Annotated in this window: 21 protein-coding genes; 8 read left to right on the forward strand and 13 right to left on the reverse strand. The window is 65.4% G+C overall.

The window, feature by feature from the left end; translation table 11 throughout:
* Nucleotides 1–83: 83 nt before the first annotated feature.
* Nucleotides 84–491 carry a GtrA family protein gene (locus HNP60_RS16440; protein ID WP_184155862.1) on the reverse strand — a complete coding sequence of 136 codons (408 nt, stop codon included), beginning with the start codon at nt 489–491 and terminating at the stop codon, nt 84–86.
* Between the two features lie 65 nt (nt 492–556).
* Between HNP60_RS16440 and HNP60_RS16445 the strand changes: the two genes are divergently transcribed.
* Nucleotides 557–2,599: a hypothetical protein gene (locus HNP60_RS16445; protein WP_184155864.1), complete on the forward strand. Its 2,043-nt coding sequence runs from the start codon at nt 557–559 to the stop codon at nt 2,597–2,599.
* Here HNP60_RS16445 and HNP60_RS16450 read toward each other — a convergent pair.
* Nucleotides 2,558–3,016 carry a nucleoside deaminase gene (locus tag HNP60_RS16450; RefSeq protein ID WP_184052674.1) on the reverse strand — a complete coding sequence of 153 codons (459 nt, stop codon included), beginning with the start codon at nt 3,014–3,016 and terminating at the stop codon, nt 2,558–2,560. The genes HNP60_RS16445 and HNP60_RS16450 overlap by 42 nt on opposite strands.
* A gap of 108 nt (nt 3,017–3,124) precedes the next feature.
* Here HNP60_RS16450 and rpmB point away from each other — a divergent pair, with 108 nt between their 5' ends.
* Nucleotides 3,125–3,418, forward strand: a complete 294-nt coding sequence (gene rpmB / locus HNP60_RS16455) for a 50S ribosomal protein L28 (RefSeq protein ID WP_014077704.1) — start codon at nt 3,125–3,127, stop codon at nt 3,416–3,418.
* Nucleotides 3,419–3,514: 96 nt separating this feature from the next.
* On the opposite strand, the gene HNP60_RS16460 is transcribed toward rpmB, so the two are convergent.
* Nucleotides 3,515–4,516 (reverse strand): esterase-like activity of phytase family protein, encoded by a 1,002-nt coding sequence (locus HNP60_RS16460; RefSeq protein WP_184155866.1) that lies wholly within the window; start codon nt 4,514–4,516, stop codon nt 3,515–3,517.
* Between the two features lie 201 nt (nt 4,517–4,717).
* Between HNP60_RS16460 and HNP60_RS16465 the strand changes: the two genes are divergently transcribed.
* On the forward strand, nt 4,718–5,110 hold the full coding sequence (locus tag HNP60_RS16465; RefSeq protein WP_014077706.1) for a glycine zipper 2TM domain-containing protein: 393 nt from the start codon (nt 4,718–4,720) through the stop codon (nt 5,108–5,110).
* A 198-nt stretch (nt 5,111–5,308) separates the two neighbouring features.
* Nucleotides 5,309–6,340 carry an SDR family oxidoreductase gene (locus tag HNP60_RS16470; RefSeq protein ID WP_184155868.1) on the forward strand — a complete coding sequence of 344 codons (1,032 nt, stop codon included), beginning with the start codon at nt 5,309–5,311 and terminating at the stop codon, nt 6,338–6,340.
* A 435-nt stretch (nt 6,341–6,775) separates the two neighbouring features.
* Here HNP60_RS16470 and HNP60_RS16475 read toward each other — a convergent pair whose 3' ends face one another.
* Genes HNP60_RS16475 through HNP60_RS16485 form a run of 3 tightly spaced genes read right to left on the reverse strand, consistent with a single transcriptional unit; the run spans nt 6,776 to nt 9,181 of the window.
* Entirely contained in the window at nt 6,776–7,576 is an 801-nt protein-coding gene (locus HNP60_RS16475; RefSeq protein ID WP_014077708.1) for a LytR/AlgR family response regulator transcription factor, read from the reverse strand.
* Nucleotides 7,573–8,694 carry a sensor histidine kinase gene (locus HNP60_RS16480; RefSeq protein WP_184155870.1) on the reverse strand — a complete coding sequence of 374 codons (1,122 nt, stop codon included), beginning with the start codon at nt 8,692–8,694 and terminating at the stop codon, nt 7,573–7,575. The genes HNP60_RS16475 and HNP60_RS16480 overlap by 4 nt, the downstream gene beginning before the upstream one ends.
* Entirely contained in the window at nt 8,678–9,181 is a 504-nt protein-coding gene (locus HNP60_RS16485; protein ID WP_184155872.1) for a winged helix-turn-helix transcriptional regulator, read from the reverse strand. The genes HNP60_RS16480 and HNP60_RS16485 overlap by 17 nt, the downstream gene beginning before the upstream one ends.
* Nucleotides 9,182–9,397: 216 nt before the next feature.
* On the opposite strand from HNP60_RS16485, the gene HNP60_RS16490 reads away from it, so the two are divergent.
* Both HNP60_RS16490 and HNP60_RS19775 read left to right on the forward strand, forming a co-directional pair.
* Nucleotides 9,398–11,491 (forward strand): RelA/SpoT family protein, encoded by a 2,094-nt coding sequence (locus HNP60_RS16490; protein WP_184155874.1) that lies wholly within the window; start codon nt 9,398–9,400, stop codon nt 11,489–11,491.
* A 312-nt stretch (nt 11,492–11,803) separates the two neighbouring features.
* Nucleotides 11,804–12,394: a PEPxxWA-CTERM sorting domain-containing protein gene (locus HNP60_RS19775; protein ID WP_221414676.1), complete on the forward strand. Its 591-nt coding sequence runs from the start codon at nt 11,804–11,806 to the stop codon at nt 12,392–12,394.
* Between the two features lie 77 nt (nt 12,395–12,471).
* Here HNP60_RS19775 and HNP60_RS16500 read toward each other — a convergent pair whose 3' ends face one another.
* The 6 genes from HNP60_RS16500 to HNP60_RS16525 all read right to left on the reverse strand — a co-directional run bounded on the left by HNP60_RS16500 (nt 12,472) and on the right by HNP60_RS16525 (nt 18,616).
* A complete protein-coding gene (locus HNP60_RS16500; protein ID WP_184155876.1) occupies nt 12,472–13,239 on the reverse strand; it encodes a head GIN domain-containing protein in 768 nt (255 codons plus the stop codon).
* Nucleotides 13,236–14,012 carry a head GIN domain-containing protein gene (locus HNP60_RS16505; protein WP_184155877.1) on the reverse strand — a complete coding sequence of 259 codons (777 nt, stop codon included), beginning with the start codon at nt 14,010–14,012 and terminating at the stop codon, nt 13,236–13,238. Before HNP60_RS16505 ends, HNP60_RS16500 begins: the two co-directional genes overlap by 4 nt.
* Nucleotides 14,013–14,182: 170 nt before the next feature.
* Nucleotides 14,183–14,713 (reverse strand): CarD family transcriptional regulator, encoded by a 531-nt coding sequence (locus tag HNP60_RS16510; protein WP_014077715.1) that lies wholly within the window; start codon nt 14,711–14,713, stop codon nt 14,183–14,185.
* Between the two features lie 394 nt (nt 14,714–15,107).
* On the reverse strand, nt 15,108–15,446 hold the full coding sequence (fdxA, locus tag HNP60_RS16515) for a ferredoxin FdxA (protein WP_184052657.1): 339 nt from the start codon (nt 15,444–15,446) through the stop codon (nt 15,108–15,110).
* A gap of 88 nt (nt 15,447–15,534) precedes the next feature.
* Nucleotides 15,535–15,843, reverse strand: coding sequence for a S4 domain-containing protein (locus HNP60_RS16520; protein WP_184155878.1), 309 nt, complete (start codon nt 15,841–15,843; stop codon nt 15,535–15,537).
* A 22-nt stretch (nt 15,844–15,865) separates the two neighbouring features.
* Nucleotides 15,866–18,616 (reverse strand): helicase-related protein, encoded by a 2,751-nt coding sequence (locus HNP60_RS16525; RefSeq protein WP_184157145.1) that lies wholly within the window; start codon nt 18,614–18,616, stop codon nt 15,866–15,868.
* A gap of 235 nt (nt 18,617–18,851) precedes the next feature.
* On the opposite strand from HNP60_RS16525, the gene HNP60_RS16530 reads away from it, so the two are divergent.
* Nucleotides 18,852–20,408, forward strand: coding sequence for a peptidoglycan DD-metalloendopeptidase family protein (locus HNP60_RS16530; protein ID WP_184155879.1), 1,557 nt, complete (start codon nt 18,852–18,854; stop codon nt 20,406–20,408).
* 50 nt (nt 20,409–20,458) lie between these two features.
* Here the strand turns inward: HNP60_RS16530 and HNP60_RS16535 are convergent, their stop codons facing one another.
* Nucleotides 20,459–21,076, reverse strand: coding sequence for a hypothetical protein (locus tag HNP60_RS16535; protein ID WP_184155880.1), 618 nt, complete (start codon nt 21,074–21,076; stop codon nt 20,459–20,461).
* A gap of 426 nt (nt 21,077–21,502) precedes the next feature.
* Between HNP60_RS16535 and HNP60_RS16540 the strand changes: the two genes are divergently transcribed.
* Nucleotides 21,503–22,699: a hypothetical protein gene (locus HNP60_RS16540; RefSeq protein ID WP_184155881.1), complete on the forward strand. Its 1,197-nt coding sequence runs from the start codon at nt 21,503–21,505 to the stop codon at nt 22,697–22,699.
* Nucleotides 22,700–22,952 lie beyond the last annotated feature (253 nt).

The following is a 22,952-nucleotide window of genomic DNA, read 5'->3' on the forward strand; positions in this document are numbered from 1 at the left end:
ACCCTCTTTGGGCGTCTCTCTGTGTCTCGCCTTCGGCATTATGCCCTCCACCATCGCGCCCCAAGGCAAAGCTAGGGCCAGCCCTAGCGGAAGACCCAGTGCCGGTTGAGCATGAAGACGAAGGCCGGCGTCACCACCGCCATGAGCGGCACGGGTGACCAGAGCGGCAGCGCCAGCCGATCGACGAAGAGCCACACCCAGAAGGCGTTGAGCGCCAGGCTCAGCAGCGAGACGGTGACGAAGCGGACGGCGCGGGCCAGCGGCTGGTCCCGCTTGCCATGGCCGCGAAAGGTCACACGGCCATGGAGCACGAAACCGCTCGCCACGGCGACCAGATAGCCCAGGACATTGGCGATCTGGGGATGCACACCGCCCCACCGCGCCATGGCCCAGTAGACCGCGACCTGCAGCCCGGTCACGAACCCGCCGACGATCACATATCGAAGCAACTGGCCCGAGAGGGCACCCGTGCGACGCTCTCCGCCTGTCATCGGCTCTGGCCCTTCATCGATTTGCCCCGTTGCGCTTTTGAACCACTGGGCTAAGCCCCTAGCCGATGCGGCGAAGCCACGACAATGCTGCCCGGCCCCTGGGCGTGCGCCTGCGCCCCTGGCTCGCGGCGCTGGACCGCTTTGCGCAGCGGGAATGGCGCTGGATCGTCGTCATTGCCTGGCTCATCATCAGCGCGGTCTATCTGGATCGCTACGCCTCCGCCATCGGCTATCTCTCGCTCGGGGATACCGACGACAACATGCGCTATCTGCAAGTGCGCGACTGGCTGAACGGCCAGAGCTGGTGGGACCTGCGCCAGCACCGCATGAACCCGCCCGAAGGCGCGAACATCCACTGGAGCCGGCTGGTCGACCTTCCGATCGCCGCGCTCATGCTGTTCTTCCGGCTGTTCATGGCGCCCGATCGTGCCGACCAGATGGCGCTGGGCGTGGCGCCGCTTATCCCGCTTCTCGTGCTGATGTTCTCGCTCGCCTTCATCACGCGGCGCCTCTCCGCCGACGGGCGCGCGCACGGCTGGTTCGCGGCCATGCTGCTGCCGCTCGCCGCCAATATGGGCCTTGGCATGTACATGCCGCTGCGCGTCGACCACCATGGCTGGCAACTCGCGCTGACGGCCGCCACGCTGGCCGGGATGGTGGACCGGAAATGGACGCGCGGCGGCCTCGTCGCGGGGATATCCAGTGCCGCCTCGCTGGTGATCGGCATGGAGATGATGGTCTACCTCGCCGGGGCCGGCGCGATCATGGCGCTGCGCTGGATCTTCAAGGACGGAGCGGCGCGGCGGCTGCGCCCCTATGCGCTTGGCCTCGGCGGCACCACGGCGATCGGCTATGCGCTGTTCGCCAGCAATGCCAACCGGCTGCCGGTCTGCGACGCGCTGTCTCCGGTGTGGGCGAGCACGCTCATCCTCGCGTCCGGCATCTTGCTGGCCCTCACCATGCTGCCGCTGCGCCGCTGGCCTGCCCGGCTCGTGGCGGCGTCGATCGGCGGCGCCATCGTGGCCGGCTTCGCGCTGACGATGTGGCCGCAGTGCCTCACCGGCGCCTATCAGATCTCGCCCGAGCTGCAGAGCAAGTGGCTGGTCTATATCCGCGAAGCCAAGCCCATCTATGCGCAGGCGCGCGCGAGCTGGGTGCCGATGATCGCCCTGCCGCTCTGCGGCCTGCTCTGCGTGCTGGCCGGGTGCTGGAGCGCGCGGCGCGACACCGAGCGCCTGTGGGCCTGGGGCACGGTGGGCCTGATGACCGCCTTCGCCATCGGCCTCACTTTCTGGCAGATTCGCGCCGGGCCCGCCGCGCAGCTGCTCGCCATTCCGCCGGTCGGCTGGGCGATATGGTCCCTCGTCGCCCGGCTCGGCAAGCGTGGCTGGCCGGGGCGTGTGGCGGCGGGCATTGCCCTGGGTCTGCTGGCCTGCCTGGTTTCCGCCTACGGCCTCTACCCCATCATCAACGGGGCGCTGGCCAACAGCGGCAACGCGGCGCCAGCGCCTCCGCCCGCACCGGCCACGAATGCAGGCGGGAAAGCGCCACGCGCTGGTAATGCGACACCACTCCCCGCCTCCGCTGCCCCGGCCCGGAATGGCAGCACAGCGGCAAACGCGGGACAGACAAGGCGGCAGACGACGCGCCGCTCCGAAGCGCGCTGCCGCACGCTGCCGGCCCTGCAGGTGCTGAACCAGCTGCCGCCCGCGACGATCTTCACGCTGGTCGACCTTGGCCCGCGCCTGATCGCCACGACGCATCACAGCGCCATCGCCGGCCCCTATCATCGCAACGAGAAGGCCATTCTGGACATTCACCACGCCTTCGACGGTTCGCCGGAGAATTTCCGCGCGATCGCGGCGGCGCATGGGGCCAGCTATCTGCTGTTCTGCCCGAACTTCCCCGAAGGCACGATCTACCAGCGCCGCAGCCCGCGCGGCTTCTACGCGCGCCTCTCACGCGGGGAAGGCTTCACCTTCCTTGACCCGGTCACGCTCGATTTCCCGGGCGAGCTGCCCTACACGCTCTACCGCATCGAGCCGATGCAGCCCGACGAGGAGGGCTCAGCGCCGCTCCGCAAAAAAGGCGCGAAGAAGGCGCGCTGACGCCGCCTCGCCCAGCCCGGGGAACAGCTCGGGCCGGTGATGGCATTGCGGATGAGCGAACACCCGCGCGCCATGATCCACCCCGCCACCCTTGGGATCACCCGCGCCATAATAGAGCCGCGCGATGCGGGCATGGGCAATGGCCCCGGCGCACATGGCGCAGGGCTCCAGCGTCACCCAGAGATCGCAGCCGGTCAGCCGGTCCTGCCCCAGCGCGATGCAGGCGGCGCGGATCGCGACGATTTCCGCATGGGCGGTGGGATCATTGTCGCGCCGGTTGCGATTCTCGCCGGTCGCGATCACCCGGCCCGCCTGCGTCACCACGGCGCCGATCGGCACTTCCCCGGCTTGCGCGGACGCCTGCGCGCAGGCAAGCGCAAGGCGCATCGGCTCGGGCAGCGGGAAGGGATCGGCCATGCGCCGTCCCTAACGAAGCGGGTTTGTCAGGGAAAGCGCCTTGACGATTCGCAGCTGAGCCGCTATCGGCGCCGCTTTCCGTAAGAACCCAGATCAGGATCGATTGACATGTCGCGCATCTGCGAACTGACCGGCCGGAGCCGCCAAGTGGGCCACAACGTGTCTCACGCCAATAACAAGACCAAGCGAGTCTTTCTGCCCAACCTGCAGAATGTGACACTGATCTCCGATACGCTGGAGCGTGGCGTCAAGCTGCGCGTCTCCACGCACGGCCTGCGCTCCGTGGAGCATGTCGGAGGGCTGGACAACTGGCTGATGAAGACGTCCGACGAGAAGCTGTCGCTTCGCGTGCGCCGCCTGAAGCGCGAGATCGCCAAGAAGACGGCCGCCAAGGCCGCCTGACCGGCAATCCCGTCACGAGACGATCCGAAAGGGCGGTCCGCAAGGGCCGCCCTTTCCGTTTGGGCCCGGCATGGCGGGCGTGCCGGGATGGGGGCGTCAGGGCGCGGGCGCGTCGCTGACCCAGCCCGCCGGCAGCGCGAAGCGCATCAGCAGGCTGCGCTGCAGGAACAGGTGATTGTCGTCCGAGGCCACCCACAGGACCGGCTGGCCATTCTGCCGCGAGAGCGCCAGCGCCTCGAAATTGTCGGCAAGCCCGGGCGGGGCGAACGTGGCGATCGGCTTGCCGGTCAGGATCGCGCCTTCCGCCAGCCGGGGCAGCGTGACGAGCGAGAGGCGCGCCGTGAAACCGTCGGCCAGCGTCAGGCGGCGATTGAGCACCAGCAGCCGGTCCCCACCGAGCCAGAGCGCATCCGTGGGCCGATAACCCGTGGGCGGACGATAGCCCAGATGCACGGGCGGCGGCGTCGCCGGATCGACCGGGTCGCCTTGCCAGAGCAGGACGTCATGCGCGCCGGCAGGACCGATCGCCATTTCCGCGATCGCCAGAAAACGCCCGTCGCTGAAGCGGACCAGCGATTCGATGCTGCCCGTCACTGGCCAGTCGGCCATTTCGGGCGGCTCGACGCAGCCCTCCAGGGCGCGGAAGTCCGGCGCATAGCGACAGATACGCTGCAGGCCCTCGAACCCCACCCAGATCCGGCCGCTCACCGGATCGCGCTGCATGCTTTCCGAATCCCAGCGCCAGCCGGGCCAGTGCTCCTCGGCGGCAATGCGGGGCAGCGGCTCGATGAAGCCCTTCCCCTCCGCCCCGCTCACGCGAAAGCCGAAGAGCTCGCCGGTATCGCTGAGCCCGATCATGGCGCCGTCATCATCGACGAGCAGGGAGGAAATGCCGCCAAAGGCCTTGTGCGGACTGGTGAGCTGCCAGGCGCCGGTGAGCGTCAGGGGCCCGAAGGCGGCCGCGTCTCCGGCCTTCTCGAGCGGGATCGCGCGGGCCTGCACGACGAGGCTGTCGAACGTGGCGGGAGGCATATCGCTGCCGTGGCGCCCGTTCATGAGCAGGATGAACAGCATCAGGATGAGCGCGACCCGCTGCATGGGGCGGGGCAATAGCGGGAGATGGCGGGACTGGCCACCATCTTGTTGGCCGATCGCGCTCCCGCAGCCCCGCTTCCTGAACGGGAGCTAAAATGGCCGTTCAGCATCCACTCAAGCAAATCGGTCTAGAAGGATGTTCATGGCAGACGAGTTGTGGCCCAGATCCCACGAAGCGTTTGCCGGGACAGAAGGAGCAAGACCATGAAAGCCATCAAGTTCATCAGCCTCACGGCCGCCGCTACCATGGTCGTGACTTCCCTGGGCGTTGCCGCACCGGCCGCAGCGCGGGACCGTGGCTACAATAATTATCGCGGCGACTATGCGCGCGACTATCGCTACGACCGTCGCGACTATCGCCAGAACTACCGCGATACGCGCTATGCCCGCGACAACCGTTATTATGGTCACAATGACCGCTATCGCTGCAAGAATGACGGCTCGACCGGCACCATCATCGGCGCGATCGCCGGCGGCCTCCTGGGTCACGAAGTCGCGGGCCGCAATGGCGACAAGACCGCCGGCACGATCATCGGTGGCGCCGTGGGCGCCGTCGCCGGCCGGGCCATCGACAAGAGCGACAGCCGCTGCCGCTAACATTACAGAATAACCACTTCACGCTCCCCTAGCACGCCGGTCCTCCTTCTGGAGGGCCGGCTTTTTTATCGAGCGAGGAAGGAAGGCGGAAGACCGCGCCGCGAACCGGCCGCCCGGTGGCGCGACAAGCCGTCGGAACTCTCCGCGCGCTGTGCCGTTCGGTTCATATCCACACAGCGACAATGAGAGGAGGCAGTTATGCCAGCGCGCCTGAAGCCGCTTGACCAGCAAGTCATCGTGATCACCGGGGCCTCGTCCGGCCATGGCCTCGCCACGGCCCGCATGGCCGCCGCCGCGGGCGCCCGCGTCATGCTGGCCGCGCGCGACGAGGAAGCGCTCCGGGAGATATGCAACGACATCCGCGCCGAGGGCGGCAGGGCGGACTATGTCGTGACCGACGTGGGCGACGAAGCGCAAGTCCAGCGCCTCGCCGACCAGACCATTGCCCGCTTCGGCGGCTTCGACTGCTGGGTGAACAATGCCGGCATCGGCATCTACAGCGAGCTGCTCGACACGCCGATCGAGGATCATCGCAAGATATTCGAGACGAACTACTGGGGCGTCGTCCATGGGTCGCTCGCGGCCGTGCGTCACCTCAAGGGCAAGAACGGGGGTGGCGCCATCATCAACGTGGGCTCCATCAACAGCGACATGTCCGGCCCGCTGCTGGGCGCCTATAATGCGTCCAAACATGCCGTGAAGGGCTTCACCGACGCCCTGCGCATCGAGATGAAGGCCGACGACGCACCCATCTCCATCACGCTCATCAAGCCGAGCGCGATCGGCACGCCGTTCACGGAACATGGCCGCAACATGACGGGCTATGAGGCCCGCCTGCCCCAGCCGATCTATTCCCCCGAGATCGTGGCCCATGCCATCCTGGATGCGGCGCAGCATCCCCGCCGCGCGATCACGGTCGGGGCCGGCGGCAAGCTCCAGGTGCTCGGCGCCGTGCTGTTTCCCTCCCTGTTCGACCGGATCGCCACGGGCATGCGCGACTCGCTGCTCTACAAGGATCGCCCCCAGCCGCCGGTGGAAGGCAATCTCTACGAGCCGCAGGGCAATGACGGCCGCGCGGAAGGCCGGCAGCAGGGACGAAAGTTCAGCCTGTTCACGACGGGGCGGACGCATCCCGCCGCGACGCTGGCGATGGTGGCGGCGACGGGTGTCGGCGGCGCATTGCTCTATGCGCTGCAGAAAGGCCGGCCGGCGATCGCCGGTTCCCGTTGAGGCCGGTACACAGGAGCACCGGGCGCCTTGGGGCGTCGGGTGTTCCTGTGGGCTAGAGCTAATCGACGTTCTTCTCTTCCGTTGAACAGCCACCCTTCCTCTCAATATCTTCGTCATGCTGAACTTGTTTCAGCATCCATCGTGCCTTCAAGCTCCGGTCTCGGATGCGAAATGGATGCTGAAACAAGTTCAGCATGACGTTTTCCAAGGAGGGAACGCGCTTCAGAGGGTTCCGGGACTTTGAGGGAGCCAGAAGCCCGCTTTTCGGCCTTTCTCATCCGTCATTCCGGACTTGCTCCGGAATCCCGCTTCTTTCTGTTTCTCAACGGGCTGAGCCCGGCGGGATTCAAGGTAGCGGGGTCCCGGATCAAGTCCGGGACGACGTGGTGAGTGACGGGAGGATGCGCGCTGCTTTGCAAGAAACGCGATGAAACCTTAGTGAACGAAGCGCGCGACGACATCGCGGTAGGAGCGGCTCACTTTCACCTGGCTGCCTGATTCGAGCACGAGGAAGCATTCGCCATTGGTGTGCGGCTTCACTTGCCGGACCTGGCTGAGATTGACGATGGTGGAGCGGTGGATGCGCTGGAAATTGCGCGGATCGAGCCGCTTTTCCAGATCCTTCATCGTCTCGCGCAGGATCAGCGAATTGTCGGCGGTGTAGATGCACATATAGTCGCCGGCCGCGTCGATCCGCTCGATCGTATCCACGTCGATGCGGAAGATCTGGCCGCGATCCTTGATGTTGATGAGCTTCTCGTAACGGCTGGAGGCCGGCGTCTCATGATCCGGGCCCATGTCCGTGACGGCATCGGGCGCGACTTCGGCCAGCACTTCGCGCAGGCGCTCCACCTCGACGACATTGCGCTTCTCCTGAAGCCGCTGGCGCGCCCGGTCGAGCGCATCGGCGAGGCGCTGCTCGTCGACGGGCTTCATGAGATAATCGATGGCCTGCGCCTCGAAAGCGCGCAGGGCATGATCCGAATAAGCGGTGACGAAGATGAATAGCGGAGGCTCCACTTCCATCACGCCCTGCACCACGGAAAATCCGTCGAAGCCCGGCATCTGGATATCGAGGAACACGAGGTCGGGCTTGTGAGTCTTGATGGCGCGGATGGCTTCCCGGCCATTGGTACAGGTTTCCACGATCTCCACATCGGGATGTGCCTCCAGACGGAGCGTGAGCCCCTGTATGGCAAGGCTTTCATCGTCGACGAGAATGGTGCGAATGGTCATGCGGCTACCCTTGATGGTTCGGCGATAGAGAGCGGCATCTCGATGATGACGCTGTAGCCCCCCTCGGGCGGAGAACGTGTTTCCATGCTCTGGCGTTCCCCAAAAGCCTGAGCCAGCCGATCCCTGATATTGGCCAGGCCCACGCCCGTTCCCTTCGTCACGCGCTGGTCATGTCCGTTCAAGCCGGGTCCGGTGTCCGACACGACGATCCGAACATTTTCACCGATGGGCTGAGCCGTGACCACGATATCGGCGCCTTCCTCCTGCGGGGTTACGGCATATTTAATCGCGTTCTCGACCAAAGGTTGCAGCAGCAGCGAAGGAAGTCGCGTGCCGGCCACCGCGGGATGGATGTCGAAGATGGGGCGAAGCCGGTCCTCGAAGCGCATTTTCTCGATCTCGAGATAGAGTTTCAGCGTCTCGATCTCCTGCTCCAGCGTCACTTGCGCCGTCGGCTCGTTGATGAGCGTGTAGCGCAGGAAAGCCGACAGGCGGGAGAGCATCGCATTGGCCCGATCGGTCTGCTTGAGCAGCACGAGCGTCGAGATGCTGTTGAGCGTGTTGAACAGGAAATGCGGGTTGAGCTGGTAACGCAGCATGGCAAGCTGGGCGGAACTGGCCTGGTTTTCCAGCCGCTGGAGCTGGTCTGCCTGCTGCTCCACGGTGAGATAATAATTGATGGCGTAATAGAGCGCCGACCAGGCGCCCAGCAGCGTGAAATTGAGGTAGAAGGCGCCGAGGAACAGCTTCAGACCACCCCCTTCGCTCAGGGGATTGAGCGTGGTGAACACCCAGGCATCGATGAAGGCCGAGGTGCCGGCAGCGAAGATCGCCACCGCGATCGATGTCGTCCAGGTGACGATCGGCCGCTGGCGCAGCAGGAAGCGGAAGCCCACCGCCATCAGCAGCGTCAGCGAATAGCCGGTCACCGTGGAAATCAGCACCGGCACGAGGAAGGAAATGGGTTGCCCATTGGCAATGCCCGACAGGCCGCGCAGCAGGAAGGCGCCGGACCAGCCCAGCCCCTGCAGGATCCAGAACGCGCGGTTCTTGTCCTCGAAAAAGGGTTGCGCGCGCATGACGGTCAGGGCGGCGTTCTGTTCAGTGGTCTTCTGCATGCCCTGCGGCCTCGCATTCAGGCTTGGTTGTCGTCCCGGTGTCCTCCGGCTCGATCCAGCACAGGTCGCGATGGTCGAGCGGCCGTCCGTCCCACGCCTGGATGGTGACCGGGCGGATCGGCTTGCCGTCACGCCGGTCCGCCAGGACCGGCCCGGCGAAGGGATGCCCGCTCCAGCGCTCGCCCCACTGGCGCAGCGCGATCATGACCGGCACCAGCCCCCTGCCCTTCTCCGTGAGACGATAGGCGACGCGGCGCCGGTCGCTTTCGACAGGCTCGCGAGTGAGGATGCCCTTGGCCACCAGCTTGGACAAGCGGCTGGAAAGGATGTTGCGGGCAATGCCCAGGGCGCCCTGAAAATCCTCGAAATAGACGATGCCGCTGAACGCCGCGCGCAGGATCATGAACGACCAGCGCTCCCCCATCGCTTCCAGCGCGGCAGGCAGCGCGCAGCCCTCAAAGACGTCGAGACCCTTGCGAGCACCCATAATGAGCGACGCTAGCCGATATTGCGCACATAGCCAATGGCGCGTGCGCGAAGTTCGAGCGCGGGCCGCGCCCGCGATGCATGGCGGCGACATCCCTGCCCCGTGGGCCCTCCGAGGCGCGGGAAGCGCGGCTTGCCGGGTGTCGGCATGATTGTCTTTCAATTAATTTGACTTTTCTGTTGCGCAAAAGCGGGGTGCCGCACCATCTTGGCCGGGATGTTGCGCCAATATGAACTTGTCGAACGGGTCAAGACCTACGACCCCGATGCCGACGAGGCGATGATCAATCGCGCCTATGTGTTTTCCGTCGCCAAGCATGGCAGCCAGAAACGCGCCAGCGGGGACCCCTATTTCAGCCATCCGATCGAGGTCGCGGGCATTCTGACCGACCTGTTCCTCGACGATCGCACCATCGTGACGGCCCTGCTGCACGACACGATCGAGGACACGCTCACCACCACCGAGGAGATCGAGAAGCTGTTCGGGCCGGACGTGGCCCGGCTGGTGGACGGCGTGACCAAGCTCTCCAAGATCGAGGCGCAGAGCGAGAACCAGCGCGCGGCGGAAAATCTGCGCAAGTTCCTGCTCGCCATGTCGGACGATATCCGCGTGCTGCTGGTGAAGCTGGCCGACCGGCTGCACAACATGCGCACGCTCCACTACATCCAGAAGCCGGAAAAGCGCCGCCGGATCGCGCGCGAGACGATGGATATCTATGCGCCGCTCGCCGAGCGCATCGGCATGTACGAGTTCATGCGCGAGATGCAGCTGCTGGCCTTCCAGCAGCTCGAGCCGGAAGCCTATGAAAGCATCAGCCGCCGGCTCGCCCAGCTCAAGGAAGGCGGCGAGGACAAGGTCCAGCGCATCGCCGACCAGTTGCGCGAGATGCTCACCACGGCCGGCATGCATGTGCTCGTCTCCGGGCGGGAGAAGCATCCTTATTCGATCTGGCGGAAGATGCAGGAGCGGCACATCAGCTTCGAGCAGCTGAGCGACATCATGGCCTTCCGCGTCCTCACGGACAGCACCGACGACTGCTATCGCGCACTCGGGCTCATCCACCAGCGCCACAAGATGGTCCCCGGGCGCTTCAAGGACTATGTCTCCACGCCCAAGCGCAATGGCTACCAATCCCTGCACACTACGGTGATGCACGAGGAAAATGCGCGGATCGAGATCCAGATCCGCTCCCAGCGCATGCACCGCGACAGCGAGTTCGGCCTCGCAGCGCACTGGGCCTATAAGCAGGACGGCACGCAGCCCGACGGACAGGCGGGCTGGCTGCGCGATCTGGTGGAGATCCTGGAGCAAAGCCAGGATGCCGACGAACTGCTCGAGCACACCCGCATGGCGATGTATCAGGACCGGATCTTCGCCTTCACGCCCAAGGGCGAGCTGCAGCAGCTCCCGAAGGGATCGACCCCGGTCGACTTCGCTTATGCCGTGCACACCAAGCTCGGCAACCAGACCGTCGGCGCGAAAGTGAACGGCCGGGTGGTGCCGCTGCGCACCCAGCTCGAAAATGGCGATCAGGTCGAGATCCTGAAATCCGACGCGCAGGAGCCGCAGCCGGGCTGGCTGAGCTTTGCCGTCACCGGCAAGGCCCGCGCCGCCATCCGCCGCTTCATCCGCCAGAAGCAGCGGGCCGAGACGATCGCGCTGGGCGAGAAGCTCTACGAGGAAATCGTGGCGCGCCTGCCGGTGGAGATCGGCGACAAGGCAGAGAAGGCCGCCGTCAAGCGGCTGAAGCTGGAAGACAAGGCCGCGCTGATGATCGCCATCGCCACCAATCGCGTGTCGGACGATCAGGTGCTCAATGCGCTGGTGCCCGGCAGCGTCGAGGAAACGCCCGCCGGCCGCAAGAGCAAGCAGCAGGCCCATGCCGTCTCGATCATCGGCCTGACGCCGGGAATCGCCTTCACGCTCTCGGAGTGCTGCCACCCGGTGCCGGGCGACCGCATCGTCGGCCTGCGCCGGCCGGGCGAGCCGATCGAAGTCCATACCATCGACTGCCTGGCGCTGGAGACCGGGCAGGATGCCGACTGGGTGGACCTGAGCTGGGACAGCCAGGCCAAGGGCGGCACGGCGCGCCTCTCCGTGATCGTGAAGAACCAGCCCGGCGCCCTCGCCGCGGTCGCCAACATCTTCGGCGCCAACCGGGCGAACATCCTCAACCTGCAGCTCATCAACCGGGAAGGCCCTTTCCATACCGATCTCATCGACCTGGAAGTGGAAGATGCCAGCCATGTCGCGCGGATCATCTCGGCCCTCCACGCCATCGAGCCGGTGGTGCAGGCGGAGCGGGTCTGACCGGACGCGGCGGCCGACGCCGCGTGGAATCCGGGGGCGGGCATGTTCAGGCCCGAGTGAGCTTGGCGAGCCGGACGGTCGATCCCATAGCGCGTGACTTCACGGAACAAGCCATCGGCAATACTTGCAATCAAGTCTCATTATTATTGATCTGTTTCATATTGGGGCATGACTATGAAGCATCGATCAGATCATGATTAATGAACTGTAAGAGAGCCGTAAGAGGTTTATTGTGGAGCCTTGGCTGCATTGCTTGGAGTCGATTTGGATTTACTTCGCAGGTGCAGCAAATCTCTTAAGGAAGGTGGGACAATGAACAAGCTGATCGCTCTGGCCCTCGCCTCGGGGGCCGTGGTCGTCGCTGCGCCTGCACTGGCGGCCGCTCCGGATCCCGTCGTGGATTGCAGCGTTTCCGGACTCGATGACATCACCCCGGCCGCCCTTGCATGTGCGGGCTATTATTCCGGCAATTATCTCCGCAATCCGCAATGGGACGATCAGGTCCTCATTCTGGAAGACCTCGGCCTCGATATCTCCGGGCAGAGCTGGAGCTATTTCGACGACAACTGGAAGTTCGACGTCAGCGGGAACAGCATCACATTCGGCAGCGGCGGCATCCCGACCATCAGCGGAATGACCTGGATCGGCCTCCATGTCGGCGGCGGACAGAATTTCCCGACCGGCGGCCAGGGCAGCGTGTTCTACCGCTTTGATGCGGGCGATGGCCTGGGCACCCTGACCTTCAACGATTATGGGGCGCTTTCCAGCCTCGTCATCTATGCGACCGGCGGCGACACGCCCGCCGTGCCCGAGCCGGCAAGCTGGGCGATGATGATCGGCGGCCTCGGTCTGGCCGGCGCCATGCTGCGCGGTAGATCGCGATCGGCTGTCAGCTTTTCCTGACGCTCAGGAATGTCACATGGGGAGCGCGCGAGCTTTCGCGCGCTCCCTTTTTTGCGGGTAAGTCCGGGAATGCGGCGTCAGTAGCTCTTGCCGCCGCAGAGGACCGCGCCGTTGCCGCTGCGGCTCACGGTGCAGGCGGCCGGCCCCTCGATCCGCGCGCTGCCCGAACCGATGACGATGAGCCTGGCGGAACGCTCCGCCGTGGCGGTGACATCGGCCGAGCCATCCAGCGTGAGATCGAAATCGGCGCTGCGCAGCGCTTCGGCAGCGATGACGCCACTGCCCGAGGCCCGCAGCGCGGTCCGCTTCGCCTTGCCCGACAGAGTGATCGAGCCCGCGCCGAGCTGCGCGACGGACAGGTCGTCGGCATCGATGCCGCTGATTTCCAGCGTGCCGCTTCCTGCCGTCACGATCTCGGAGCGCGCCCGGGCAAGGCCATCGGCGCGCAAGGTGCCCGCGCCGGACAGCTGGACACGGCGCAGCGAAGGGGCACTGAGGAACAGGCGGATGGGTCCGCTCGAGGCCGTGCCCCGGCGCGCTTCATAGGGGGAGGGGCGCAAGCGAATGGTGAGGACTCGCGCGGAAACGGAGAGCTGCACCCGATCGAGCAGATCGGCATCGCCCTCGCCGCGCGCCGAGACGCCGCGCCCAGTGCGCACGGTCACCTCGATCGGGCCTTCCAGTCGCACGCTATCGAAATCCGTCACGATATAGCCGCGCGTGGCCGCCGACGCGCCCGACGCGGCGAATGCGGTCGCCAGACCGCACAGCAGGGACAGGAGGGACCGCCCGGAACCGTGCGCGCGCGCCGGCGCCGCGACCGGACAGTCTCCCGCCGCGCTCATGGGGTGCAGCGCGCCGAACCCGAGCCCATGCGCGAGATCGAACAATTGGTGGTGCCGGACAGCACGGCATCGCCCGAGCCCATGACCGAGACTTTGGCCCGATCGACCACGCGCGCCGCCACATCGCCCGAGCCCAGTATGTCGACCGTCGCGACGCCGACCTCCAGCCCCTCGGCCTTGATATCGCCCGAGCCGGTGAGCGACAGGCTGGCATTGCGCACCTTGCCGCCGGCGGTGATGGTGCCCGAGCCGGTGGTCTTCAGCTCGACATCGTCCGCCTCGATCCGGCCGACGGCCAGATCGCCGGGGCCGGTCAGCTCCACCCGCGCGCTCTTGCTGACGAGCCGGTCGGCCCGGACATCGCCGGGGCCGGTGAGCGAGATGCTGGTCAGCGCCGGCAAGGTCACACGGACCGTCGCGGTGTCGCGGGTCCTGCTGTTATCCTCGCGCTCCACATGCAGGGTGCTGTTCTTCACATAGAGACGCAGGCGCCTGAGCGCGCGCCGATCCCCCTCGGCCTGCACGGAGAAGCTCTTGCCCTGCGTAATGACGACGTCATCGGGGCCGGCTACGTTCACGCTGTCGAAATCCCGGAGATTGGCCAGCGACTGGATGGCACCATCGCCGCGGACGGCATCCTCGGGCACCGCCTCGGACGTCTCGTCATCACTGCTCCCGCCGAAACTGATGCCGAGACCATGGCCACCCACTGTCGCGACCAGAGCCACGAGCGCCACTGCCCCGGTGATCGCAAGACGCGCCCTGTCGTTCATGCCATTCTCCAAACTGTATTGTCGACATAATACAGATTGCCGCCGGGCACGCCAAGCCCGCTCGTCGGCAAAGGGAAACTTCCCGTCCCCATGAATCGGCCAGTCCCCATGAATCGGAAGGGCGGCACCATAGCGGCACCGCCCTTCCCGTCACACCCCTGTCAGGTCGATTACTCGACCCGCTCGCGGGCATATTTCGGCGCAGCCTCGTTGAGGATGCGCAGGATCTTCTTGAGCGCCGTTGCTTCGTCGACTTCCTCCATCGCGGCGAGCTCGCGGGCCAGCCGGCTGGACGCCGCCTCGAAGATCTGCCGCTCGGAATAGCTCTGCTCGGGCTGATCGTCCGCGCGGAACAGGTCGCGCGTGACCTCAGCGATCGAAACGAGATCGCCCGAGTTGATCTTCGCTTCATATTCCTGCGCCCGGCGCGACCACATGGTGCGCTTCACCTTGGGCTTGCCCTTGAGCGTCTCCAGTGCCTCGCCAAGGGTCTTGTCCGACGACAGCTTGCGCATGCCGACGCTTTCCGCCTTGTTGGTGGGAACGCGCAGAGTCATCCGCTCCTTCTCGAAGCGCAGGACATACAGCTCCAGATCGATGCCGGCGATCTTCTGGCTCTGGAGTTCGATAACCCGACCAACACCATGTTTGGGATAGACAACATAATCGCCGACGTCGAAAGACAGCGCTTTAGCAGCCATTCTTGCGAACCTTTCTCTTTCTATTTGGAATGTCTGGCTGAATTGCGGCGCACTGTCAGTGAGGTATCGCTCCAGTGCCAGCCACAGGCCATGCGCAATTACTCCCGAGCGGCGCGGAATGCCGCCTCAACCGTCAATTAACAGATTCGTAACAAAATTACCAGCCTGCTAACCATCCACGTGCAGTTATTCCGCGACCTACCGATGCTTTACACGACCGCAATCGCCAGGTCGGCCTGACAGGGCCGTCCTCTCGCGCAACTTCATGACTCCATCCGGAATCGAAAGGGCGCCTCTCATTGGATTGGAGGCACCGCATTCCCGAACATATCGAATGGCGGGTGAACAGGGCATGAACCGGCCGCGATCGGCCGGTGCCACAGCAGGCTTCGGCTCAGCTTCCCTCGCCGGGCTCGGGGGAGAAATATTTCTCGAACTTGCCGGTCTCGCCCTTCATGGCGTCCGCGTCGGCGGGCGGCTCGCCCTTGGTCGTGATGTTCGGCCACTCGGCCGAATAGCGCGTGTTGAGCTCCAGCCACTGCTCAAGGCCGCTTTCCGTATCCGGCAGAATCGCTTCGGCCGGGCATTCCGGTTCGCAGACGCCACAGTCGATGCACTCGTTGGGATTGATGACGAGCATGTTCTCGCCTTCATAGAAACAGTCGACCGGGCAGACCTCGACGCAGTCCATATATTTGCAGCGAATGCATGCGTCGGTCACGACGTAGGTCATGGCAGAGGGTTCCCTGGGTTTGATGTGGCGCCGCGATATGCGCGCGCCCCGCGAGCGTCAACAGGCAAGGACTATGGGGCGGAACAGCTCAGCTTGGGGCGCCCGGCCCTTCCTCGCCGCCCGGCGTGACCGCGCTGTAGCATGTCTCCGCCTCGCTGGCCGGGCCGCGCCGCAGCGGCAATTGCTCGACACGGATGACCCGGACGGCATTGCCGTGGGGAAAGGTGATGAGATCGCCGATGCGCACCGGCGCGTGCGCGCGGTCGATCCGCCGGCCGTTCAGGCGGACGATGCCGCGCTCGGCCAATGCCTGCGCGCTCGAGCGGTTGGGTGCCAGCCGCACGAACCAGAGGAACTTGTCCAGCCGCAAGCTGGGACCATGACCGAACGGCACCACGCCGCCGCGCCCAGCCAGCGCCTCAGTCCTCGCGGCCCAGCAGCGCGCCGAGCCCGGCAAGCGCCTTGCCCGTCGCGACGATCTGCCTTGGTTGCGGCGCGCGATCCCGCCCGCCATCGCCCCGATCATGGGGGCGCGGCTTGCGCTCGCCGCCCTTGCCCTGCCGCTCGTCCGGCCGGCCGGGCTTGCGCCCCTCGCCGCGCGCATCCTTGCGATCGCCCCGGTTCTGCGGCTTGTCGCCGCGCGGATGACCGGCACGCTGGCCAGGCTGGCGGCGCCGCTCGCCTTCCGGCCGGGGACGCGCTTTCGGCCGCCCCTTGAACTGCCAGTTCGGTGCGCCTTCCGCCGCATCCGGCACCGGCCGGAACCCGGCCTGCCGCATGAGATCCAGGAAGCTCGCTTCGTTGAGGCCGATCGACACGATGGTCGGATCGTCCGCGCCATAGGCCTTGCCCGCCGCGATCGCGTCATGCGCGCCACGCGCCAGCCGCTCGGCCATGTCGATGCGCAGCCAGGCCTCGCCCAGCTTGCGGAAGCCCGCGACGCGCGCGCCCACTTCGTCAAGTTCTTCGGACGCCGGCAGCAGGACTGCGCCCGCGGGCGGCAGCGCCACCAGCGGCTCGCCGCGGCGCAGCGCCAGCAGGGCCATGCGCCACTGCGCCGCCGAGGGCTTCATGAGGCCGGGATGATAAAGATCGAGCACGCCGATCACCACGCCCGCCTTGCGCAGATGCGTGCGATCCTCCTTGGCGACCTGAGCGAGCGATTCGTCGAGCGCGGTCCGCGACATGATGCCGCCATCGTCGGCAAGCTGCGCCAGCACCGCGCGCACCGGGGGCGGCAGCGCCGGATCGATCGCGCCGGCCTCCATCTTGAGCAGGGCCGGCACATGCCGCTCGAGCTGGCCGCTGATCCACACGGAGAGGCGATCGCGCACGCCCTGCTGGATCTCCGGCGCCAGCGCGCCGAGGCCCGCATCCAGAGCGATTTCGGGCGCGAGCAGTCGCTGCCCCGACTTGAGAGTCGCGACGGGGTGCCCGTTCCAGATGATTTGTGCGTCACCTCCGGGAGGGCTGGCGAGGCTGAACGCCTTGTCGTCCACTGCCAGCAATGCCTGAGCCATCTCGTTCAAATGTGCACCCAGTCTCCGTTCGGCAGCGGCCAACAGCAACCGCTTTTCGCCTGCCCTTGCAGTCGGATCGACGGCGAAGCGGAATCCGCGCATCGTCCCGATCTTGTACCCGTCGACTGTTACATTGCCTGTATCGTCCACGTCCACTGCCAAAAACGCATTCGCATCGCCGCCGCGACGCAGCAGCGCGGACGTGCGCCGATCGACGAAACGCTGGCGCAGCGCGCCATGCAGCGCGTCGGACAGCCGATCCTCCAGGGCACGGGCACGCGCCGCCATCTCGACCGGCTGGGCAAGCCAGTCGTCCCGCTGCGCGACATAGGCCCAGGTGCGCACCGCCGCGATTCGCCCGGCCAGCGCATCGACATCGCCCTGCACATTGTCGAGCCGCGCGAGCTGCCCGGCGAACCAGTCCTGCGGGATGTAGCCATTGCCCTGGCTCAGCCAGTCCCACAGGCGATGCACCGTGCGGGCATGATGCTCGATGCCGAGCTTCTGGAAATCCGGCAGCGAACAGGCTGCCCAGAGCCGCCCCACCTGCGCCGGTCCGCGCGCACGCGCCGCCACGTCCGGCATGTCGGCCAGCGCCCGCAGCACCGCAAGATCGACCGCTTCCGGCGCGGCGCGCAGCCCCTCGCGCCGGGGGCGCTCGGTCAGGGCCTCGATCAGCGTGCCGACATGATCCATCGGCAGATCGGCTTCCCGCCAGAAGATCTGCTCCAGGGGATCGAAGCGATGCTCCTCGATCCGCTCGACGTCCTCGGGCGAGAAGGCCGGTGGCCCATCGAGCGAACCGACATCGCCAAACGTCCCGTCGCGCTGGTGGCGCCCTGCGCGCCCGGCGATCTGCGCCATCTCCGCCACGGTCAGGCGGCGCGTGCGCTGCCCGTCGAACTTGCGCAGGGACGCGAAAGCGACATGATCGACATTGAGATTGAGACCCATGCCGATGGCGTCCGTCGCCACCAGATAATCGACTTCGCCCGCCTCGAACATCGCGACCTGCGCATTGCGGGTGGCGGGGCTGAGCGCGCCCATCACCACCGCCGCGCCGCCGCGATGGCGCCGCAGCAATTCCGCGACGCGATAGACTTCCTCCACCGAGAAGGCGACGATGGCGGAGCGCCGGGGCAGGCGCGAGAGCTTGGCCGCGCCGGCATAACGCAGGGTCGAGAAACGCGGGCGCGAGACGATCTCGGCGCGCGGCAGCAGCGAACGGACAAGCGGCGCCATGCTCGCCGAGCCGAGCAGCATCGTCTCCTCGCGCCCGCGCGCATGCAGCATCCGGTCCGTGAAGACATGGCCGCGCTCGGGATCGGCCGCGAGCTGGATCTCATCGACGGCGACGAAGGCGAAATCCCGCATGGCGCCGAGCCCGCCGCGCACCGGCATCGCCTCCGCCGTGGCCAGCACATAACGCGCGGCCGGGGGAATGACGCGCTCCTCGCCGGTGAGCAGCGCCACCTGATCCGCGCCCTTGATCCGCACCACGCGCTCATAAACCTCGCGCGCGAGCAGCCGGAGAGGAAAGCCCATGAGGCCGCTCGAATGACCGCACATCCGCTCGATCGCGAGATGCGTCTTGCCGGTGTTGGTCGGTCCGAGAACAGCCTTGAGGGCAGCAGAAGCAAGGCGCGACATGGTCGGCACAGACATGGCGCCGCGACGGGGGCAGAACAAGCCGTAAAGGCGGCACCGCGCAAAAATAAGCGCCGCCGCGCCGGCCGATCGATGCTGGCGCACGGCCTGCCGCAGGGCGGACTCGGCCCGTCCCCTGTTTATTTGACTTTAACCACTTCATTTCACAAAGCTTCTGCCAAAGCCGGCAGAATCACGATCGGCTGTTTCAGGACAGCGTTCGGGGGCGACGAACCCAGTGTTTCAGAAAATCGAATTCAACCCGCATCAGGGTGCAAGCATCGGGACCTTGTGGCTCAACAGCCCGGCCCGGGTGCCCGCCCCGGCGCTGCCCGTCGGCTGGCAGGGCCGGATCGGCGACTGGGCCAACCGCGTCGAGCTGGTGCCGGACCTGGGCAGCAACATCGGATCGCGAGTGTGGTGGCGCGGGCTGTTCACCTGCGTCTCGCTGTGCGGCACGACCCTCATGCTTTCCCCCGGCATGCCGGCGATCCCGGGATCGGTGCCCACCGCGCTCGGTGCCAACCATCTCGACCATTTCCGCTCGCAGATGATCAGCGCATCGGCGCTGGGCGGCGACAGCGGCCTGCGCATGGGGCCGACCGATGCCGTCGCGCCGCTTGCCGAGACGCCCGAGCGCCCGCAGATCGAACTCAACGCCGCGCTCGGCACGGGTGACAGCTTCGCGCATACGCTCGCCCGCTCGGGCGTGAGCGACAAGGATGCCAGCGCCGTGCTCGCGCTCGTCGCGCAGGCGGTGGACCCCGAATCGATCGCCGCGGGCACCCGCGTCCAGATGATCCTCGGCCGCCGCCCCAATCGCAATGTCGCGCGTCCGCTCGAACGGCTGAGCGTGCGCGCACGGCTGGAGCTGGCGCTGGAGATCCACCGCCAGGACGGCGCGCTGACGCTGCGGCGCATCCCCATCGCAGTCGACAACACGCCGCTCCGCATCCGCGGGCGCGTGGGCGGCAGCCTCTATCGCGCGGCGCGGGCCGCCGGCGCGGCGCCCTCCACCATCCAGGCCTATCTCAAGGTGCTGGCGAGCCAGGTCTCCGTGGGCAGCCTGCGCGCGGAGGACCGGTTCGACATCATCGTGGCCCATCGCCGCGCGGAGACCGGCGAGGCGGAAGTGGGCCAGCTGCTCTTCGCCGGGCTGGAGCGCGCGCGCGGCAAGGACATCAACATGCTGAAGTGGACGCAGGACGGCCGCCAGCAATGGTTCGAGGCATCGGGCGTGGGCGAACGGCGCGGCGTGCTCGCGGCGCCCGTCTCGGGCCGGATGAGCTCCAATTACGGCCAGCGCTTCCACCCCATCCTGGGCTACAAGCGCATGCATGCCGGCGTCGATTTCTCCGCCGCGCACGGTTCGCCCATCTATGCCGTGACCGATGGCCGCGTGAACTATGCCGGCTGGCATGGCGGCCATGGCAAGTATGTGCGCCTGCAGCATGCCGGCGGCATCGGCTCGGGCTATGCACATATGAGCCGCATCGCGGTCAAATCCGGCCAGAGCGTGCGGCGCGGGCAAGTGATCGGCTATGTCGGATCGACCGGCCTCTCGACCGGGCCGCATCTCCACTATGAGCTCTATCGCAACGGCGCGACGGTGAACCCCGGCTCGATCAAGTTCACGCAGGTCGCCCAGCTCTCCGGATCGGCGCTCGCGGCCTTCAAGGCGAAGATCGCCGAACTCAAGCGCCTCCCCGCCGGCCCCGTCGCCGAACGCACCGCGCAGGCCACCCCGGCCCCGACAGACAACCCGGCCGGCGGCGGCGTCTCGCGCACGCGCTGAGGGGGTGGGTTAGAGCGGCCGGCCTGAGGGGCTCGGCGGCATTCGGACGCTTAGCGGCGTGAAAGAACGGCGATCAATTCGGCGAGCGCGCCTTTCATATTGCCCAAGGCCCAAGGCCAGTCGCGATCGTCCCTGGGCTGCAATTCCTCTGGCCCGAAGACATCCTGATAGAACTGGTCGAAAGCTGCTATTGCCCTTTCAGCCTTGATCAGCTTGACCCGTTCGCGGAAATCCAGGGTGCGCGCCTGATTCAGCGCTTCGCGGAAGATTGCCGGAACCTCGTGAGCGCTGGCCGCCAAGTCGGACAGCGATGGGCGGAACGCGGCAGGCCAAGGATGCTCGTCAGAATAGAGAGCGATCGAGCGCTCCGTTTTCTCGAGGAGAGCGGCGCTTTCCGTCATGAGCAACGTCTGCTCCCGCTGGTGCGCTGCCCTCTCTGCTCGATCCGTGGCCCAGATGGCGCCCGCGACCGTCGCCGCCGCACCAGCCAAGGCGCCAAAGAAGGCGAAGACGCTCTCCTCCTTAAAACCCCACTGCAGGAACCAGGCGAGCGCAGCACCCATGCCGCCGGCACTGATGCCGAGGACGACCATTTCGGTTAGGCGATCGCGCAACGAAAAAGCCTCCGTGAACTTCTGGCCAAGCGGTATAGACTTGTACGCCTCCATTGTCTTTAGCGTCAGTCCTTTCGAGACTGTCCGAACTACTTATACTTTTGAGGAGTGCTGGGCTGGCGCAGCTAACCGACAGCCCGGCCGGCGGCGGCGTCTCGCGCGCTGAGAGGACGGGTTGGGGCCTGAGGGACTTAGGGACAGAATCGATTGCGGGGACAGCACCCCAGAGCGTTGGGGCAATCCGATTGGTGCGGCTGTAAACCAAGAATATTCGGGAGGGGCTGGCCTGTCGTCCTTTCGCATCTTACAATCGGCTACCGGCAGCTCAAAGCTCTAGTCGTAATGGAACTCCCCGGCTAATTGAGGGGCCCTAAGTCGTGCTGGGGGAGCATGCCTGCAGTGACAATAAATCTTCAAACTTGGGCTCGGCTTAAGCGAATTAGCCTTCAAGAACTTAGTATCGCTCTGGGAAACAGAGTCGTGAGTGTGCTCGGGCAGTGGCCCCGCACCGGAGAAGGACGTCAGATCAAAGCCGCGACTGAGCGCATAACGAGGCTTCTCGATAGCGCGCACGATCGAGATGTTTATCACGCCTTCGATAGCCTTGATCAAGCACTGAACGAGCTACGCTTAATCCTCACGAATCCCTTTTTCCAAAGGGTATTAGCGCGAAAAATGCACGTCAGCAGACTGGGAGCACGACAATCGTTCGGAAGTCTTATAGAAGGTCACATCACTGATTTTGATAACTTTTTGGCTGTTCATCGGCCCTCTAAAGATGAAATTTCCAAAATTCAGGCAGCTCCACCCCCTACTTTCGAAGATATCGATTTCTCTGATCGTCTTCTGAAAATAGCTCCTGAGCAGCAGATCGGCCCTCTCCAGTTTGAATTCTGTGATGGCGTACTTCGCATCAAACACGATAACGCCGAGTCAGATGATCGAGACAGGCATAATATTACTTCAGCAAATAACGCTCTCATATCTGAGGGTAATTATCTAATAGAGAATCTAATCGCATCGAACTGCGATCAACGCTTAACTGAAACTGTACAGTCAATTCACGAGAAAGTGTCCACTGAAATCGACATTATTCATCTTGGTATCGCAAACCTCGCCTGCGGCCAGATGGTTTCTCGGTTCGAAGCAGAACTTCCTGAGGTCGTTGCGGCCCGGCTTGAAGGTTACAGCGTCGGAGTTAGTCTTTTCGTTGGTCAGTATCCCGCGTGGCACCGATTCGTCGAAAATGCCGCTGCCGCCGATTACGACCTCACGGACGTACGAAGAATATACGAGGCCGGAACTGCACTACTTCCCCATCTCAGGGAGGCCTCGACGATTGTGAATCCCGAAGTGCCGCGGTCCGTGGAGTGGGTCCTAGAGGCAATCTCGAATCCAAGGCGTTCAAGCAAACGGGCTTTGTTCGGAGCCATCAGAACCTTGGAGAACCTGCTTGCTCGCATTTTTACCGAGTTTGCAAACCTTCTGCGCTCAGCGTCAGCGGGGGCTAATTCTGGAGTTAAGCGCGGCACGAGCGTCATTGCCGCAGCTGGACTGCTTTATGCCGCAGCGAATGCTGCAGCCGATCTCTCTCCGGCAGCTGGCCGCATCGCCAAGGCAAATTGGCTAGAACAGGCCGCCAAATTGGTAAAGCGGGGCCTTGAGAACGGCGAATAGTTGTGCGTGTCGCTCGGCGTCCACAACTGTCCTTGTCCGCAGTCGGCTTTGCGATCCGGTGCGACCCATCCCTTCCCGGTCCAGCGATTAGGGCCAGCCTCGTCGCGCCCCTTGTTCGCGCGCGTCATGCTCCAGCTCAGTAGCCCACACGCCTCAGTCACGATCCAAACCCGCCTGTTAGATGACAAGAGGGTCGGGAGTGCGGGATTGTCCGGGATTTTGCGGGGACGCGCGGGATCGGGGCCGGAAAAAT

This window comes from Sphingobium lignivorans (genome assembly GCF_014203955.1).
GTDB lineage: Bacteria > Pseudomonadota > Alphaproteobacteria > Sphingomonadales > Sphingomonadaceae > Sphingobium > Sphingobium lignivorans.